Here is a 16,118-nt window from a genome sequence, read left to right as displayed (position 1 = left end):
ACAGCGATAAAGGAGAGCGCCGCATGGCCGTCCGGTCCCGTCCCATTCTCGCCCTGGCCGCGCTGCTCCTGAGCGGCAGCGCGCTCGCGGCACCAGAAGCATCCCGTGCGCCGGCGACACAGGCGGCCGATCCCATTCCCGCCCGCAACCAGGGCGTAGGGCCGTTCCAGCGCACGGTGCTGCGCCATGTCTATATGATCGACGGCACCGGTGCCCCGGCCCAGGGGCCGTTCGACATCGTCCTGTCGAACGACCGCATCGCCGAGATCAAGTCGATCGGCGCGCCCGGCGCGATCAATCCGGCGTTGCGCGCGGCGCCCGGCGACCATGAGATCGACCTGGCCGGTGCCTATGTCATGCCGGGCTTCGTCGATGCCCATGTCCATCTTCATTCGCTGAGCGACGCACAGAAAGTGCCGTCCGACTATATTCTCAAGCTCTGGATGGCGCATGGCATCACCTCCGTGCGCGATCTGGGCAGCGGCCATCCGATCGAATGGCTGGCCGACATCAAGGCGCGCAGCGCCCGCAACGAGATCGTCGCCCCGCGCATCGACATCTACCCGATGTTCCACCAGATACGCGGCCCGGTGAACGACGCCGCCACCGCCCGCGCGGTGATACAGGAAGCCAAGAAGCGCGGCGCCGACGGCATCAAGTTCATCGGCGGCGCGCCGGAGGATGTGCTCTATGCCGCGCTCGACGAGACGAAGAAGCTCGGCCTGCACAGCACCATGCACCATGCCCAGCAACTGGTCGCCTATGCCAATGTGCTCGGTACGTCGGGCGCGGGCCTGGAAAGCATGGAACATTGGTATGGCCTGCCCGAGGCGATGTTCACCAACCAGCGCATCCAGGCCTTCCCCACCGACTTCATCAACAATGACGAGCAGATGCGCTTTGGCGAAGCCGGGCGGCTGTGGGCGCAGGCGGCCGAACCGGGGTCAGACCAGTGGAACAAGGTGATGGACAGGCTGCTGGAACGCGGCTTCACCCTCGACCCCACCTTCACCGCCTATCTCACCAGCCGGGACTTCATGCGGATGAGCCGGGCACAATGGCATGCCGATTACACCATGCCGGCGCTGTGGGACTATTATCGCCCCAGCCGCACCAATCATGGCGCCTACTGGTTCGACTGGACCACCGAGCATGAAATGGCGTGGAAGGACAATTATCGCCGCTGGATGCGGTTCGTGAACGAGTACAAGAACCGTGGCGGCCGCGTCACCGTGGGCAGCGATGCCGGCTATATCTACAATCTCTACGGTTTCGGCTATATCCAGGAGATGGAGTTGCTGCGCGAGGCCGGCTTCAGCCCGCTGGAGGTGATACACGCCGCGACGCAGGAAGGCGCGCGGCTGCTCGGCCATGAGGACCAGATCGGCACCATCCGCGTCGGCCGCAAGGCGGACCTGGTGGTCATCAAGGGCAACCCGCTGGCCAACATGAGGCTGCTGTTCGGCACCGGATCGATCAGGCTCAATGACGCGACCGGCAAGGTCGATCGGGTCGGCGGCGTCGATTACACGATCAAGGACGGCATCATCTATGATGCAAAGGCGTTGCGGGCGGAAATCCGCGCCATGGTCGCCCGGCAGAAGGCCGAGCGCGGCATGCCACCGGGCATCATGACGATCGAGAATGCGGAGGCCTCTACGCTACCATGAGGTCTTCGCAGCGACAGGCAGATGGCGGCCTTTGAGGCCTGACCGGAGCCTGTCGACAGGCGCGCTTTCCTGTTGCCGACAGCCCTTGTCGGCAGCGGGAAAGCCCGCCAATTGGCCTTGGCGCGCGTCTGTCGGCGTTCAGGGACTGGACGAGGCATGCGCACGGATCGCGGTCGCGCGCCTGCGATGACGGATGGGCTGCCCCTTGATCGCGCAAATGTTTTCCAACGCAAAAGGCCCGGCGTTTTGCCGGGCCTTTTGCGCGTGCAATGCGGTTTTCCTCACCATTGAGGATGAGACCGGCATCGCCAATATTCTGCTTTGGGCGCGTCTGTTCGAGTTGCAGCGCCGCCCGGTCATGGCCAGCCGTCTGATGCTGGTCGAGGGCGAGGTGCAGCGCAGCAAGGAGGGCGTCGTCCATCTGATGGCGAGCCGCATCCATGACCGCACCGCCGACCTCAACCGATTGTCGCAATCCGGACCGCCGAAACAGGCCGCCCCCGCCGCCCGTCACCCCCGCGACGTGCGCATCCTGCCAAAATCGCGGGATTTTCACTGAGATTGAGGGCGTTGATGTTGTTTGGACGCAAAAGAGCCGCCTTGGGAATGATCCGAGGCGGCGTGTGTGCGGTGCTGGTGTGTATGGTTGCGGGAGTAGGATCTCACACAGACCTAAGCATCGATCTAAGGCAATGATTTTGCGTTATATTGTTTCGAAAGTTGCTGAATGATCCCCCTGCAGTACCCCCATAAAGATCAATATGTGATGAGACGTGTAGTTGTTTCGGTTAATCGAAATTTCCGCACCTCACCACGGTAGCCAACGGCAAGACGAATGTCGCGCTCGGAGAGGTTAAGGTGCGAAAGCTGCCGGTCGCTGCGCGGGGCCATCAGCGGTCGTGACCTATTTTTACCATTTAGCGGACCATTTGCTGGACCCAACTTCGGTCTCTTCGTTATCGCATGTTAGCTGTGTCAAACGTTCAGTCCAAAAACCATTCTGAACAGGATGCGCTAACGGTCATAATGCAGGTGGACTGGCAGTCTGTGCATCATCCACCTATCAGCGACTTCGCGCCGGCTTGCCCTAAAGCAAGTCGGCGCGTAACGAACAGCATGCAGCTTAGATTTGCGCCAGTCCGCCATCGGTGAACAGCTCGCTTCCGGTCATGAAGCTGCTGTCGGATGAGGCAAGGAAGGCAGCGGCTGCCGCCACTTCGGATGGATCACCGACATGACCGATCGGTGTAGTTGCCCCCATTTCGATCATCGCCTCCTTGCCGACGACCTCGGCCGCCAGTTCGGTCAGCGTTGGCCCGGGTGAAAGCACATTGATGCGGATTCCCGTGCCCCGCAGATCCTGCGCCCAACTGCGCGCAAGATTGCGCACGGCAGCCTTGGAGGCGCTGTAAATACTGAAGGCCGGTGTCCCCATCACACCCGTGGTCGACCCGGTCAGAATGATCGAGCCGCCTGTGTCCATGAGCTTCAGTCCCTTTTGCACTGTGAGGATCGTGCCCTTCACATTGACGTCGAAGGTTTCAACATAATGGTCGGCAGTAATGTCCGGCAGCGGCACCAGCGCGCCTGTTCCGGCATTGGCGAAAAGGATGTCTATCGATCCGCGCTCTGCCTTCACTGTCTCGAACAGGCGATCGAGATCGGCAGGATCGGCAACCGAACCCGCCACTGCGCGGGCGTTTGCCCCTAGTTCGCTTAGGGCAGCATCGAGTTTTTCCTGTCGACGTCCGAAAATATAGACGAACGCGCCTTCTGCGATGAAGCGCCGGGCTGATGCTAGGCCGATGCCTGTACCGCCGCCGGTGATGATGGCAGTCTTGCCTTCCAGTCTTTTCATGAATTCCTCCAAACTAAGGTTGCACGTAGCTGGAGGCGTACCTACCTATCGGCAAGTATGCACCTTTTGGTAAGTATCGAAAATGTCTGCAGAGCCCAAATCCCTGTTTGATGCTCCGACGCCTGCAGGGGCGTGTTCAGTTGGAACCGTTGCTCCTAATTTCACCTGCGGCCTCGATGCGACGCTCAAGGTCATTGCCGGCAAGTGGAAGCCGTTGATCCTCTACTTCCTGCTCCAGGGGCCCAATCGCTACGGCGCGCTCAAACGCGCGATCCGCGACGTGAGCGACAAGGTTCTGATCCAGCAGTTGAAGGAACTGGAAGCAGATGGGATTCTGCTGCGCACTGATTACAAGGAAGTGCCGCCGCGCGTGGACTATACGCTGACACCCCTCGGCCAAAGCCTCGCTCAGGCGCTCGAGCCTTTATGCAGCTGGGGCACCGAGAATATGGTGGAAATGCAGAGGATCTTCGCCGAACGCGATAGTTGGCAGCGTAGATAGACCCGATGCGTTTTGGCCCTCTGGGCGCTGGCCATGCGCCGAGCAAGGAGTCGATATGGCGAGAATTTTCATCACTGGCAGTTCGACCGGCCTTGGGCTGGCCGCTGCGCAGTCGTTGCTTGCCGGCGGACATGATGTCGTTCTCCACGCCCGCAATGCCGAACGGGCTGCGGCTCTGGCAGCGCAAATGCCGCAAGCTTTGGCAATAGTGACCGGCGATCTCAGCCTGCTGTCGGAAACACGAGATTTGGCCGATGCGGTGAATGCAATCGGTCGCATGGACGCAGTGATCCACAATGCCGCACTATATGGCGCGAGTGGCAGCGGTCGGACGGCGGACGGCCACAGTGTTATGACCGCGGTCAATCTGCTGGCGCCTTATGTCCTGACCGCCTGCATCGAACGGCCCGAGCGCCTTGTCTACATGAGCAGCGGGCTTCACCGGGGCGGCAATGCCGGCGTGGATGATCTCGACTGGACCCGGCGTCGCTGGCAGCCGGAACAGGCCTACGCCGATAGCAAGCTTCAAATCGTCGCGTTTGCCATGGCGATAGCACGGCGATGGCGTGACGTGCTGAGCAACGCCGTCGATCCAGGCTGGGTGCGCACACGCATGGGCGGCGCGTCCGCGCCGGTCGACATCGCGACCGGACAGGCGACGCAGAGCTGGCTCGCCGCAAGCAACGACGAGGCAGCGCGGACCAGTGGTGGCTATTGGCATGCCATGCGGCGCGAAGAGCCGGCAGTTCCCGCAGCTAGCGCCGATCATGGAGATCGCCTGCTCACGGCACTGCAAGCGCTTACGGGCATGACGATCGGTATTGACGGCTGACGCCCGGTCGGAAGGTCGGCCATCCCGACGATCTATCTGCCGCACACTCGCCCTTAGTCGATTTGCCCTCCTTAAGCAAACGTTTGCATATTCATCATCACTCTGTATGATCGACGACAGAAAGGTCGCAAGGGCGACGGAGAGGATCTATGCGGGACAGAGCCAGCAAACCACGAATGCATCTGTCACGCATCGTCGAAATGAATCTCGGTTTTCTCGGCATCCAATTCTCCTTTGGCCTGCAACAGGCCAATATGGGGCCGATCTATCGCTATCTTGGCGCGGATGAGGCGCATTTGCCGCTGCTCTGGCTGGCGGGGCCGGTTACCGGCCTGCTCGTGCAACCGATCGTGGGCGCATTAAGCGACCGGACGGTCAGCCGCTGGGGGCGGCGCACGCCCTACTTCCTGATCGGCGCCATATTGTGCAGCCTAGGCCTGCTGATGATGCCCTACAGCCCGACGCTCTGGTTTGCGGCCAGCCTGCTCTGGATGCTGGATGCGGCAAACAACATCACCATGGAGCCCTATCGCGCCTATGTCAGCGATCGACTGAATGAGAGCCAGCGATCGGTCGGCTTCCTGACGCAGAGCGCCTTTACCGGCCTCGCCCAGACGCTGTCCTATCTGGCGCCGACGCTGCTGGTGTGGTGGGGCTTCGATGCCGATCTGGTCGATGCGAACGGCATACCGGACGTGACCCGGATCGCCTTTCTGATCGGCGCGGTCATTTCCATCTCGACGATCCTGTGGTCCGTGCTGCGCGTGCCCGAACTGCCGCTGCCGGCGGAGGAGATTGCACGCATGAGCGGCGAGCGCTTGTCCTTCGGCACGGCGCTGCGCGACTTCATGGCGGCTGTGCGCGACATGCCCGTCGCCATGCGCCAGCTTGCCCTGTCGATGCTGCTGCAATGGTTCGCCATGTTCGCCTATTGGCAGTTCATCAGTTTCGCGCTGGCCCGTGCAATTTTCGACACCGCCGATCCGACGAGCGGCGGCTTCCGCCAGGCGGTGCTGCTCACCGGCCAGGCGGGCGCGCTCTACAATGCCGTCGCCTTCCTCGCCGCTTTCGCCATGGTGCCGCTCAGCCGACGGATCGGGCCGCATCATGTCCATGCCGTGGCCGTCGCCTTGTCCGGTGCCGCGATGCTGGCCATCCCCGGTACCAGCGATCGCGCGCACCTGTTCCTGCTGATGATCGGCATCGGCATTGGCTGGGCCAGCATGATGGGCAATCCCTATGTCATGCTGGCCAACGCCATCCCGCCCGAGCGGACCGGGGTCTATATGGGCATTTTCAACATGTTCATCGTCATTCCCATGCTGCTTGAAACGCTGATCGTGCCCGTCATCTACCGCCCGCTGCTGGCCAGCGATCCGCGTAACATCCTGTTGATGAGCGGCGTGATGATGATCGCCGCCGGGGCCGCCACCCTGATCGTCAGGAAACCTCGAAAGAATTGATACAGCCGCGATCCGGATTGTCCCCCGTCCTTCGCTGGCCTAGACGATAGGGCATGACGGATCATCAGAACGAACCTGTCCGCAGCATAACCGACCTCGCCCGGATCGCCGGTGTCTCGGTATCGACGGTATCGCGTGCGCTGACGTCGAAGGGCGCACTCAACAAGGACACGCGGCGTCGTATTCAGGAACTGGCGGCCCAGCATGGCTTCCAGTTGAATATCGCCGCGCAGAATCTGCGGTTGGGCCGGACCGGGGCGATCGCCGTCCTGCTGCCCCTGGGTCATGAGCGCGGGCAGCATCTGTCCGATCCCTTCTTCATGGCGATGCTGGGCTTTCTGGCCGACGAACTGACGGAGCGCGGCTATGATCTGCTGCTTTCGCGCGTCCTGCCGGATGGCGAGGATTGGCTGGACGCTTTCATCCGCGCCGGCCGGGTCGATGGCGTCATCATCATCGGCCAGTCCAACCAGAGCGCCGTGCTGGACCGTACCGCGAGCCATTATCGCCCGCTGGTGATCTGGGGCGCCCATGCCGAGCGCAATCAGTATCTGACGATCGGGACCGACAATGTCGCTGGCGGCGCGCTGGCGGCGCGACATCTGCTGGAGCGTGGACGCGGCAAGCTCGCCTTTTTCGGCAATGTCGCAGTGCCCGAATTTGCCGCCCGCTATGAAGGCTTTCTGTCCGCCCTGCCCGCCGATGCGCGCGATCGGGTCGAACTGGTTCATGCGCATGTCACGCCAGAGGCCAGCTATCGCGTGGCGGCCGACTATTTTGCGGCGGGCCATCGCCCCGATGGCGTGTTTGCCGCGTCCGACGTGACCGCCATGAGCATCATCACCGCCGCCGCCGAACAGGATATCCGCGTGCCCGACCAACTGTCGGTCGTGGGCTTTGACGATGTGCCGCTGGCACGGCTGTCCAACCCGCCGCTCACCACCATCCGGCAGGACATCCAGCGCGGCGCCGCCCTGCTGGTCGAGCAGCTGTGTCAGCGGCTCGCAGGCGAGGAGGTCGGATCGATCCAGATCGCGCCGGAGATCGTGACCCGAGAATCAAGCTGACAAGAAAAGGCCCGGCACCCTGAGGGAGCCGGGCCTTCGAGGTAGCCGAAACATAGGTTCCGGCATCGGATCTGGTCAGAAATTATAGCGGATCGAAGCCGTCACCGTGCGGCCATAAACCGCGCTATTCTGGAAGATGCCAGTCGTTGCGCTGATCGGCAGCAGCTGGCCGCCACCACGATAGCCAAGCGTATCGAACAGATTATTGGCGTTGAGGCCCAGCTCCAGATTCTCGATCGGTCGCACCTTCACGAAGCCATTGAAGAAGGTCGTGCCGCGCACCGTATAAAGGTTGAAGTCATCATTGGGCGCACTGGACTGCCCGCTGGCCGACAGGCCGACCGCGAACAGGCCCGCATCATAGGAAGGCGAGATCAGATAGGTGAGCTTGGGAATGCCGCCGGGCCGGTTGCCGACCAACGCCGCCGTTGCGCTGTCCTTGATCTTCGGGTTCACCCAGGTCGCATCGACCGCCAGGCGGAAATTGCCGAGATTGAGACGCCCGGTCAGTTCCACGCCCCAGGAGCGATAGTCGTTGGAGATGTTGGGATCATTGTTCGGCGGCGGATTGTTGATCCGGGTAAAGTCGTAATTATTTTCGGTGAGGGTCGAGCGAAATCCGGTGACTTCCACCGAATAATTGCCCGACCCACCGACGAAGCCACGATGCTTCACTCCCACTTCCTGCTGATTGAGGAAGTTGATTGCCGTGCTGGCACCCTGGCTGTTGAGCGACCCGTCGGCATTGAAATTCCCGCCCAGCGTGCGCCGGTCGGCGTTGAAGCGCCCGCCCCGGCTGGCACGGGCGAAGATGCTGGTGCTGCTGTCGAAGGCATAGAGCGCACCGAACGACCAGCTGGTATAGCTGCGCCGGTAATTGATCCGCTCGATCGTGCCGCCCGGCACCATGGAAGGGATGGTCGCGCTGCCGACTTCATCGCTGACGATATAATCGGGGCCGGCGACGCCCGCCTGCGCCGTGCCTTCGCCGCGCACGCGGTCGAAGCGCACGCTGGCGTCCAGGTCAAAGCCGCCGCCCGAATAATTGGCCGACAGGAAAGGCGCATCGTCGGTATATTTGAGGTCGACGCTGCGGGCGCAGCAATTGCCCCAATTGTCGTTGAAGCCCGCCTGGCCCGCTGCGGTGATCTGCGTGCCGGTGGTGGAGTAGAGATTGAGCGGCGCGGCATTTTCGCCTTCCAGCGCGCTATATTGGCGGTTCACATGCCAGTCCTGGACGATGTTCTGGCTCATGTGGAACCAGCCCGCCTGCACCGTGATCTTGCCCGCACCCACATCGAACCTGCCGGTCAGCGCCAAATTGTTGGCGATGCTGCCCATATCCTTCATCACCGTGTTGATGTTCGGATTATTGTTCAGATAGGTGCCGGTATAGGCCTGCCCCTTGCTCGGCCCCGCCGCATAGCGGATCGCCCCCACCGTCTGCCCGTTGACGGTCGATCCCAGCACGCTGGCGGTCGTCGCGACATTCAGGAACTGGGTGGTGAAATTGCCGCTCATGTCGGTGTAGCGGAAATTATTGTCGACGGTCAGCGCGTCGCTCAGTTCATAATGGAATTGCGCCCCGACGGAGGTGACGCGGGGGTGGATGCCCTCCACATCGGCATTTTTGAGCACGCCGTTGGAGCCGACATATTGGAAGCTGCGCTGATAGATGGAATAGGTCGATCCGTCTCGCGCATCGAAGCCCGGCAATGGCTTGAAATTAGTGATCTTGTTACCATCGATCGTCACCAGCGACGGCATGGTGGTGTTGGTCGGTGCCTGTTCGTCCAGCCGCTTGAAATTGAAGCGGATATAGCCCCGGCCGTCGCCCAGATCCTTGGTCAGATTGGCCTTCACCTGATAGCCGCGCAGGATGTTGAAATCCTCATTGGTCGGGCCGCCGCCTTCGCGGGCATAGCCGCCGACATGGAAGCGCAGCGTGTCGCTGATCGGGCCGCCATAGTCGAAATCGACGCGCGTCTCGCGGAAACCGACGCCCTTGGACAAGCCGATCGAGCCGCCCTCCTTCTCGCCGGTCTTGCTGATATAGTTGACGACGGCGCCGGGCGCCTGGCTGGCGAAGGTGGAGGCGGAGCCGCCGCGCACGGCTTCAACGCGCTCGACATTCTGGTCGAAGCGCAGCCAATAGTCGTTGTTGCCGAACTGGATGTCGCCGAACAGGGTGACGGGCAGGCCATCCTCCTGCAGCGCGACATATTCCGATCCGCCGGTCGACACCGGGATGCCGCGCACGCCGATATTGGCGTTGCCGCCCGGTCCCGCCGTGTCGGAGGGCTGGAGGCCGGGGATGGAGCGCAGCACTTCGGCTTCGGAGCGCGGCGTGAAATTCTGGATCGCTTCCTGGCTGACCTGCGACACCGAAATGGACGATCGGAACCGCGACTTGTCGCCGGCTGCGGCGGTCACGACAATATCCTCGCCATTGACGGGTTCGGCATTACCGGCGGCCGCGGCCTGCGCTTCGGCAGGTGCGGCATCCTGCGCCAGGGCAGGCCCGCCGAGGCAGGCCATGGCCAGCGCGAGCGTGGAAATGCGGCTTGGCTGAAAGCTGGTCTTCATCATCCCCTCCTTAGGGCCGCCGCGCATCGCTTCGCGGTCGGTTGAAGGCTTGCATAACCACCACTGCAAACCTTTGCAACATATTACAGCAAACGTTTGCATTTCATCTCGTCAGCCCGGTGTTTATGGCTATATTGCGATCAGATAAGCGGCGGCTGCGGCCCAGAAACAAGAGCAAGCAGGTTGAGGATGAAAAACGATAACAGCCTCGTCGATCTGGTCGCGAACCAGCCAACATCACCGTCTTCTCCCGATGCCGCCGCCTGGCTGCGATCGATCGAGTCGGCCATTTTGGACGCCTTGCGCGCCGGGGCTGGCGACCAGATCCCCTCGCGATTGGAAAAGGTCGGCATAGCCTGGCCAGACCATCCCCGCCTCCTCTGGCTCAAAGCATTGGTTCTGCGCGAAATGCAGGCGCATGAGCCTGCGCTTATCGCCGCCGAGCGCGCGGCTGCTCTGGCGAAGGATGATCCGCTGGCGCAGGCGCTGTTCGCCCAACTGCGCTATGAAACCGGGCGGAGCGCCGCCGCGCAATTCACTGTCGCCCGCGCGCTCGCGCCAGGAGACATGGCGCTGGTTCGTGGCCATGCCGGCGCGCTTGCAGCGGAAGGCGACAGCGATGCGGCACTGGCCCTGATGACGGCTGCGCTTGACGAGCATCCCGACTGGATCGAGGGCCAGACCTATCGCGCAACATTGCGGCGTCTGGCTGGTGCAGGTGCGCGCGCGGATGAGGGCTTTGCCGAGGCGCTGCGCGCCGAGCCGCATAATCTGGCGCTTCATCTGGCTCGCTTCCACTGGCTGGCCAAGGCAAAGTCGTGGGATGATGCCCGCGCCGTGCTGCACTACGCTAGCCGCGCCTGCGGCGATGCTGGCGCGCTGGAGGTGGCGCGCCTCTATCTGGAGGCGGAATCGGGCGCAGCGTCGAACAGGCCCGATCTGTTCGACGGGCTGGCCGACCGCCCCGATCCTGGCCTAGCCCTTGCCCGTGTCCGTCACGCATTGCGTTGTGGCGCGCCGGAGCGGGCGGTGCAAATCGCGCTCGCACAGCTTGGCTCACCATCCGCGCCGCTGTTCTGGCCCTATCTGTCGATCGGCTGGCGCTTGCTGGGGGATGACCGGGCGACCTGGCTCGACCGGCCAGAGCAGTTCATCCATGCGGCCGACATCGGTTTAGATACGCAGGACTTGTCCGATCTGGCGGACCTTCTCCGCACGCTGCACACCGCCACCTCCCCCTATCCGGATCAGTCGGTGCGCGGCGGCACCCAGACCGACCGGCCGCTGTTGTTCCGACATGAAGCGATCATGCAGCGCACCCGCGCGGCGATCGAGGCAAGCGTGCGCGACTATATCTATCACCTGCCTGCCGCCGAGCCGGGCCATCCGCTGCTAGGGACGCCACGCGGCGAGGTGAAATTTGCAGGTAGCTGGTCCGTGCGCCTCCATGCCCAGGGCTTTCATGTCGCCCACACCCATCCGGTCGGCTGGATCAGTTCGGCGCTGCATGTCGCCTTGCCCGACCCAGCCGCAATGGGGAAAGAGCCTTCGGGCTGGCTGCGTTTCGGGATGCCGCCGCCGGAACTGGGGCTGGACCTGCCACCCTATTGCGAGGTCGAACCAAAGGTCGGGCGGCTGATCCTCTTTCCGTCCACCCTGTGGCACGGCACCGTGCCGTTCGCGGATGGCGAGCGGTTGTCAATCGCCTTCGACATCCGCCCACCGCGCCGCTGAGCGCTCAGCTTTCGAACAGATAGGCCGCGCCCTTATAATCGCCCTTCAGCTTTACGCGCAGCCCCTGTTCCATCCAGTAGGCGCCGCTCGCCTCCGCCGGCACATCATCAGGCAAGGCCGATCCGTCCAGCATCCGCACCCGGTAGCTGCGCAGCGGGTCAAGCCCCTCGGGATGGACCGCCTCCACATTGTCGCGGAAGGATGAACTGTGCAGCATCTGGAACAGCACGGCCCGGCGCTTGTCTGGGGAGACATGGAAGGTCGCAGAGCTTGCCGCATCTGGCCGAGGTGGCGCGATGCGGTAGAGATCGCCGCGCTGCACGATATCCCGAATGGACTTGTAGGCGGCGATCCATGTCCTGGCCGTAGCGAAATCCGCCTCCTGCCAATGATCCAGATTGGCGCCTATCCCCAGGCTGCCCTGCATGGCGGACAGGAAGCGATAGTCGAGACTGGTTTGCCGCCCGTTCGCCCAATTGGGGCTGTCCGTCACCCAGGCCATCATGATCGACGGCGCATAGGCCTGGGTAAAGCCGTCCTGAATGATCAGCCGATCATAGGGATCGGTATTGTCCGACGTCCAGCTCTGGTCGGTCAGGCCCATAATGCCCAGGTCGATGCGTCCGCCGCCACCCGAACAGCCCTCGATTTCCAGCCCCGGATGCCGCCGCCGCAGTTCGGACAGGATGTAATAGAGGTTGCGGACATATTGGACCTGCACCCGCTGCTGATCCTGCGGCGGCACGCCCGGCCAGCCGGCCTCGGTCCAGTTGCGGTTATAGTCCCATTTGAGGAAGGCGATGTCGTTCTGGCGCACCAGCCCGTCCAGAACGGCCAGCAGATGATCGCGCACATCGGTCCGAGCAAGGTTCAGGACCAACTGGTTACGGCCCTCCGTGCGCGGTCGATCCGGGAAGTTCAGCACCCAATCGGGATGGGCGCGATAGAGGTCGGAATTGACATTCACCATCTCCGGCTCGACCCAGAGGCCAAAATCCATGCCCAGCGCCTTCACCCGGTCGATCAGGGGCTTCAGGCCATTGGGAAATTTGCGCGGATTGACCGTCCAGTCGCCCAGCCCCGCCTTGTCGTCGTCGCGCGCGCCGAACCAGCCGTCATCGACGACGAAGCGCTCGACGCCGATCTTCGCCGCCTTCTCGGCCAGGGCCATCTGCCCTGCTTCGGTCACGTTGAAGGTGGTCGCTTCCCAGCTATTATAGAGAACCGGCCGGATCTTCGCCTTGGCACCGCCGGGAATGATCGCAGCGCGCTGGAACGCATGAAAACGGCGCGACGCATCTCCCATGCCCTTGCTGCTATAGCCCGCGTAGAAAATCGGTGTGTCCAGACTCTCGCCCGGCTTCAGCGTCCAGCTGAAATCATAGGGATTATAACCGCCGCTGATCCGCACCCGGCTGAGATTGTCGAGGCCGACCGACAGGCGGAAGGAACCGGACCAGGCCAGCGCCCCATACCAGACAGGACCATCCGTCTCGCTGCCCTTGCCGTCCTTGACCAGCGCAAACCAGGGCTGATTGCCATGGCCGGTCGATCCTCGGCGACTTTCCAGCACGGTTAGGGCTGGCGTCACCGGCGTTTCTACCTGCGACCATTCCGACGCATGGCGCCCCGTCAGATAGCGGAGACGATAGCCGTTGCCGACCGGCAGCGTGTAGGTCGCCGCCGCAATCTGGTCGATGCGCACCGGCTTGCTGTCGCCATTGCGAACGCTGGCCGATCGGGCGATCACGCCTGTCGCCGGATCAATCACATAATGCAATGTCACCGTGAGCGGCCGGCGGATATCGGCCAGTTCCACCGTCAGCGTTTCACCCGAAATCTTGTGGCCGCGATATTTAAGGACCAGGTCGCGATTGCCGTCGGCGAACACCGCCTTGATGCCCGGTTCGCTGACCAGCCCCTCCCCCTGCCCGGCATATTCCTGCGCGGTGATCGATCCGGCCGGGTCGAACCCCGACAATTCGGTGGGATGCCGGGCTATGAGCGGTGCCTTCTCATCCAGCGCCTGCCCCCAATAGAGCGGCTGGAGATAGCCCTGCTCATCCACACCCATGGCATAGGTCACGCCGCCGCCATCGAGCCGCATCACCCGACCATCCGCTGTGGCGCTGACCTTTGCCCAAAGGACGCCAGGACAGGCAAGAGCCGTGAAGACGGTAGCCGCCAGGCACAATGACCGAAGGGACCGCATATTCATCATTCTTGCCTTTCCGCCAGGGCATCAAGTGCCAGCGCGACAGCGCCGAGCGGCCCTGCCTGATCTCCCAGCGCGGGGGTGCGCACGATGGCCGCGATAGTGTCCGGAGTTACAAACGGCAGATAGCCAGCCAGTTGCGCGACAACCTTGGCCCGAACGCGATCGAGCAGATCGGCGCGGCCCATGCCCACGCCGCCGCCAATCAACACCTGCCGCGCTGCCGTCATGAGCAGGATCGTGGACACGAGCTGGGCAAGGTCATGGGCGACATGATCCCAGCGGGGATCCTCCGCATCGATCTGGTCACCCGGCTGGCCGAAGCGCCTTGCCAGGGCCGGGCCGGACACCAGCCCTTCGATACAGTCGCCATGAAAGGGGCAGGCGCCAGGGAAATCATCCCCCTTCGCCCGGCGAATGGCGATATGCCCCAATTCCGGATGCATCGCGCCATGCAGCGTTTTGCCATTCAGGGCGAAACCGCCGCCCAGCCCCGTTCCTACGGTGAGGTAGCAGAGGCAATCGGATGGTTCCTGTCCCTGCGCCCCCGCGCCCCAGCGCGCTTCGGCCAACGCCGCCGCATTCACATCGGTATCGATCGCTGCCGGACAGGGCAGCGCGCCGGCCAGCGCACCAAAAATGTCCGTATCGCTCCAGCCAGGCTTGGGCGTTGGCAGAATCCGGCCGAAATCCCCGGCATTTCTGTCAAGGCGCAAGGGTCCAAAGGAGGCAATGCCCAGCGCGGAAAAAGCCTCTTCCGCGTGCCAGCGGGTCAGGATTTCCTGTGCCGCGCCCAGAGTCGCATCCGGTGTCGTCGTCGGCACCAATTGTCGCTCGACAATCTCGGTTCCGCGTGCGCGCAGGACGAAAACCTTGGTCCCGCCCAGCTCGACACCCGCGACCAATGGGGGCGTCATGCCGCCACTCCAGCAGCATCGCCATCGAGCCACAACTGAACGAACGGTGCAAAGGCGCCACCGAACCGCCGCTTGCGTCCTCCCCCCCCCCAATTATCGACAAAGCTGGTGACCCGCAGATCAGGCAGCACCAACCAGCTATAGCTTTGCGCAGGCACTTCATGCGGGTTGGCGAAGACCAGGCCACTGCCGTTGATCGGGTGCCAGGGGCCGCTCAACATATCTGCGACCATGCCGTAGAGGCCCGTCGGCCCTATTGGCCCTTTTGGATTGAACACATGGGCCTGGGTCGACCAGAACAGATAATAACGCCCCTGATGGAACACCACATGCGGTCGTTCCAGCTCATTATTAATGTCGTCGGCGACGATCAGCGGCGGCTGGACGGTCCAGTCGTCCGGGCGATCGGCCGGGGCGGTGGCAACCCCGATTACCCCGTTGAAAGCCGATGCCGTTCCCGCCAGCGAGCCGGCGAAAAACAGATGATGGCGGCCATCTGCAGGGTCGCGAAAATAGGCGGGATCGCGATAGGCCTTGATCGTGCCGATGGCGCCGCCGCCCGTGGTGGGCATATACCAATCCGGCATAGGTGGGATCACTTCGCACAGGTCGCGCCAGTCCGCCAGGCGATCGTCATCGCCAAGACTGGCCCGTGCGCTGAACATGCGCTGCTCAAAGGTCAGTCCATTGTCGCCGCGCTGCCCGGCGGCCGTGAAATAGAGGATCACATCGCCGGTGGCATCGTCGATGATGGCCGATCCAGACCATTCCCGGCTGCCCGGCGAAAAGCCATCTGGCATGGCAGGCCCAAGGTCGGACCAACCGCCATCCTCGTGGCGAAGCAGATGAATGCGTGCATGGCCATGGCGCGCTTCCGGATCATCAAATCGCGGCGCGCCGAGCGCCATCCAAAGCTCGCCACCCGCAGCATTGGCAAAGGGTGCGCCATCCCGACGCTGGATCGGCCACGCATCCCAGATGCCCAGATTGAAGGCGACCGGGGCAAAATCCTTGTCGGTGATTGGGGCAATGACGATCGGCGACGAGGGAATTGCAGCAACATGCGCAGCCGTCCAGGATATCGTCACATCAACGCCCTCTTCATGAGAGGAGGACGCCGTCAAGCGTGCAGTCCCAACGACATCCTCCCTAAGATAGAAGTAGGTTCGGTCGCGCTCAAACGCCCATCCGAACCAGCTTCACAAATGGGAATAAAGGCGTAGGCAAACGTTTGCAAGTCTTATTCAAGTGAGCAGTTTTGACGGATTGCGCCA

Annotated in this window: 11 protein-coding genes and 1 pseudogene; 7 read left to right on the top strand and 5 right to left on the bottom strand. The window is 62.8% G+C overall.

The genetic code is table 11. From position 1 onward, the window contains the following. The first annotated feature begins 23 nt into the window (after nt 1-23). Together N6H05_RS04965 and N6H05_RS04960 are read left to right on the top strand one after the other, a co-directional pair. Complete coding sequence (locus tag N6H05_RS04965) at nt 24-1,670, top strand: amidohydrolase family protein (RefSeq protein ID WP_284112914.1); 1,647 nt, start codon at nt 24-26, stop codon at nt 1,668-1,670. 268 nt (nt 1,671-1,938) lie between these two features. Next, a pseudogene (locus N6H05_RS04960) lies at nt 1,939-2,229 on the top strand (hypothetical protein); the annotation flags it as partial. Between the two features lie 564 nt (nt 2,230-2,793). Here the strand turns inward: N6H05_RS04960 and N6H05_RS04955 are convergent. Further along, nucleotides 2,794-3,528: an SDR family NAD(P)-dependent oxidoreductase gene (locus tag N6H05_RS04955; RefSeq protein ID WP_063976521.1), complete on the bottom strand. Its 735-nt coding sequence runs from the start codon at nt 3,526-3,528 to the stop codon at nt 2,794-2,796. A gap of 82 nt (nt 3,529-3,610) precedes the next feature. Here N6H05_RS04955 and N6H05_RS04950 point away from each other — a divergent pair, with 82 nt between their 5' ends. The 4 genes from N6H05_RS04950 (at nt 3,611) to N6H05_RS04935 (ending at nt 7,392) form a co-directional block, all read left to right on the top strand. Next, nucleotides 3,611-4,030 (top strand): winged helix-turn-helix transcriptional regulator, encoded by a 420-nt coding sequence (locus N6H05_RS04950; RefSeq protein ID WP_278394104.1) that lies wholly within the window; start codon nt 3,611-3,613, stop codon nt 4,028-4,030. A 55-nt stretch (nt 4,031-4,085) separates the two neighbouring features. Next, complete coding sequence (locus N6H05_RS04945) at nt 4,086-4,862, top strand: SDR family NAD(P)-dependent oxidoreductase (protein WP_284112912.1); 777 nt, start codon at nt 4,086-4,088, stop codon at nt 4,860-4,862. A gap of 176 nt (nt 4,863-5,038) precedes the next feature. Further along, entirely contained in the window at nt 5,039-6,325 is a 1,287-nt protein-coding gene (locus tag N6H05_RS04940) for an MFS transporter (protein WP_279729632.1), read from the top strand. Nucleotides 6,326-6,378: 53 nt separating this feature from the next. Then, nucleotides 6,379-7,392, top strand: coding sequence for a LacI family DNA-binding transcriptional regulator (locus N6H05_RS04935; RefSeq protein WP_278394108.1), 1,014 nt, complete (start codon nt 6,379-6,381; stop codon nt 7,390-7,392). A 75-nt stretch (nt 7,393-7,467) separates the two neighbouring features. Here the strand turns inward: N6H05_RS04935 and N6H05_RS04930 are convergent, their stop codons facing one another. Beyond that, nucleotides 7,468-9,981 (bottom strand): TonB-dependent receptor domain-containing protein, encoded by a 2,514-nt coding sequence (locus tag N6H05_RS04930; RefSeq protein WP_279729633.1) that lies wholly within the window; start codon nt 9,979-9,981, stop codon nt 7,468-7,470. Between the two features lie 186 nt (nt 9,982-10,167). Here N6H05_RS04930 and N6H05_RS04925 point away from each other — a divergent pair, with 186 nt between their 5' ends. Then, on the top strand, nt 10,168-11,712 hold the full coding sequence (locus tag N6H05_RS04925; protein WP_278394110.1) for a putative 2OG-Fe(II) oxygenase: 1,545 nt from the start codon (nt 10,168-10,170) through the stop codon (nt 11,710-11,712). A gap of 4 nt (nt 11,713-11,716) precedes the next feature. Here N6H05_RS04925 and N6H05_RS04920 read toward each other — a convergent pair whose 3' ends face one another. The 3 genes from N6H05_RS04920 to N6H05_RS04910 all read right to left on the bottom strand — a co-directional run bounded on the left by N6H05_RS04920 (nt 11,717) and on the right by N6H05_RS04910 (nt 15,932). Continuing rightward, nucleotides 11,717-13,819 (bottom strand): alpha-galactosidase, encoded by a 2,103-nt coding sequence (locus N6H05_RS04920; protein ID WP_278394134.1) that lies wholly within the window; start codon nt 13,817-13,819, stop codon nt 11,717-11,719. 110 nt (nt 13,820-13,929) lie between these two features. Beyond that, entirely contained in the window at nt 13,930-14,844 is a 915-nt protein-coding gene (locus N6H05_RS04915; protein ID WP_284112910.1) for an ROK family protein, read from the bottom strand. Further along, the gene (locus N6H05_RS04910; RefSeq protein WP_278394112.1) at nt 14,841-15,932 is read right to left on the bottom strand and encodes a glycoside hydrolase family 68 protein; all 1,092 of its coding nucleotides are present in this window, start codon (nt 15,930-15,932) and stop codon (nt 14,841-14,843) included. Before N6H05_RS04910 ends, N6H05_RS04915 begins: the two co-directional genes overlap by 4 nt. Between the last annotated feature and the right edge of the window lie 186 nt (nt 15,933-16,118).

The sequence above is a fragment of the Sphingobium sp. WTD-1 genome, from assembly GCF_030128825.1.
GTDB lineage: Bacteria > Pseudomonadota > Alphaproteobacteria > Sphingomonadales > Sphingomonadaceae > Sphingobium.
The sequence above is the reverse complement of the archived record's forward strand: the minus strand, read 5'-3'. Positions and strand labels throughout refer to the sequence as shown.

Excerpts from the sequence above, each read along its gene's own strand:
- N6H05_RS04965 (WP_284112914.1), top strand. The coding sequence starts at position 24 with ATGGCCGTCCGGTCCCGTCCCATTCTCGCCCTGGCCGCGCTGCTCCTG.
- N6H05_RS04955 (WP_063976521.1), bottom strand. The coding sequence starts at position 3,528 with ATGAAAAGACTGGAAGGCAAGACTGCCATCATCACCGGCGGCGGTACA.
- N6H05_RS04950 (WP_278394104.1), top strand. The coding sequence starts at position 3,611 with ATGTCTGCAGAGCCCAAATCCCTGTTTGATGCTCCGACGCCTGCAGGG.
- N6H05_RS04945 (WP_284112912.1), top strand. The coding sequence starts at position 4,086 with ATGGCGAGAATTTTCATCACTGGCAGTTCGACCGGCCTTGGGCTGGCC.
- N6H05_RS04940 (WP_279729632.1), top strand. The coding sequence starts at position 5,039 with ATGCATCTGTCACGCATCGTCGAAATGAATCTCGGTTTTCTCGGCATC.
- N6H05_RS04935 (WP_278394108.1), top strand. The coding sequence starts at position 6,379 with ATGACGGATCATCAGAACGAACCTGTCCGCAGCATAACCGACCTCGCC.
- N6H05_RS04930 (WP_279729633.1), bottom strand. The coding sequence starts at position 9,981 with ATGATGAAGACCAGCTTTCAGCCAAGCCGCATTTCCACGCTCGCGCTG.
- N6H05_RS04925 (WP_278394110.1), top strand. The coding sequence starts at position 10,168 with ATGAAAAACGATAACAGCCTCGTCGATCTGGTCGCGAACCAGCCAACA.
- N6H05_RS04920 (WP_278394134.1), bottom strand. The coding sequence starts at position 13,819 with ATGCGGCTCGATGGCGGCGGCGTGACCTATGCCATGGGTGTGGATGAG.
- N6H05_RS04915 (WP_284112910.1), bottom strand. The coding sequence starts at position 14,844 with ATGACGCCCCCATTGGTCGCGGGTGTCGAGCTGGGCGGGACCAAGGTT.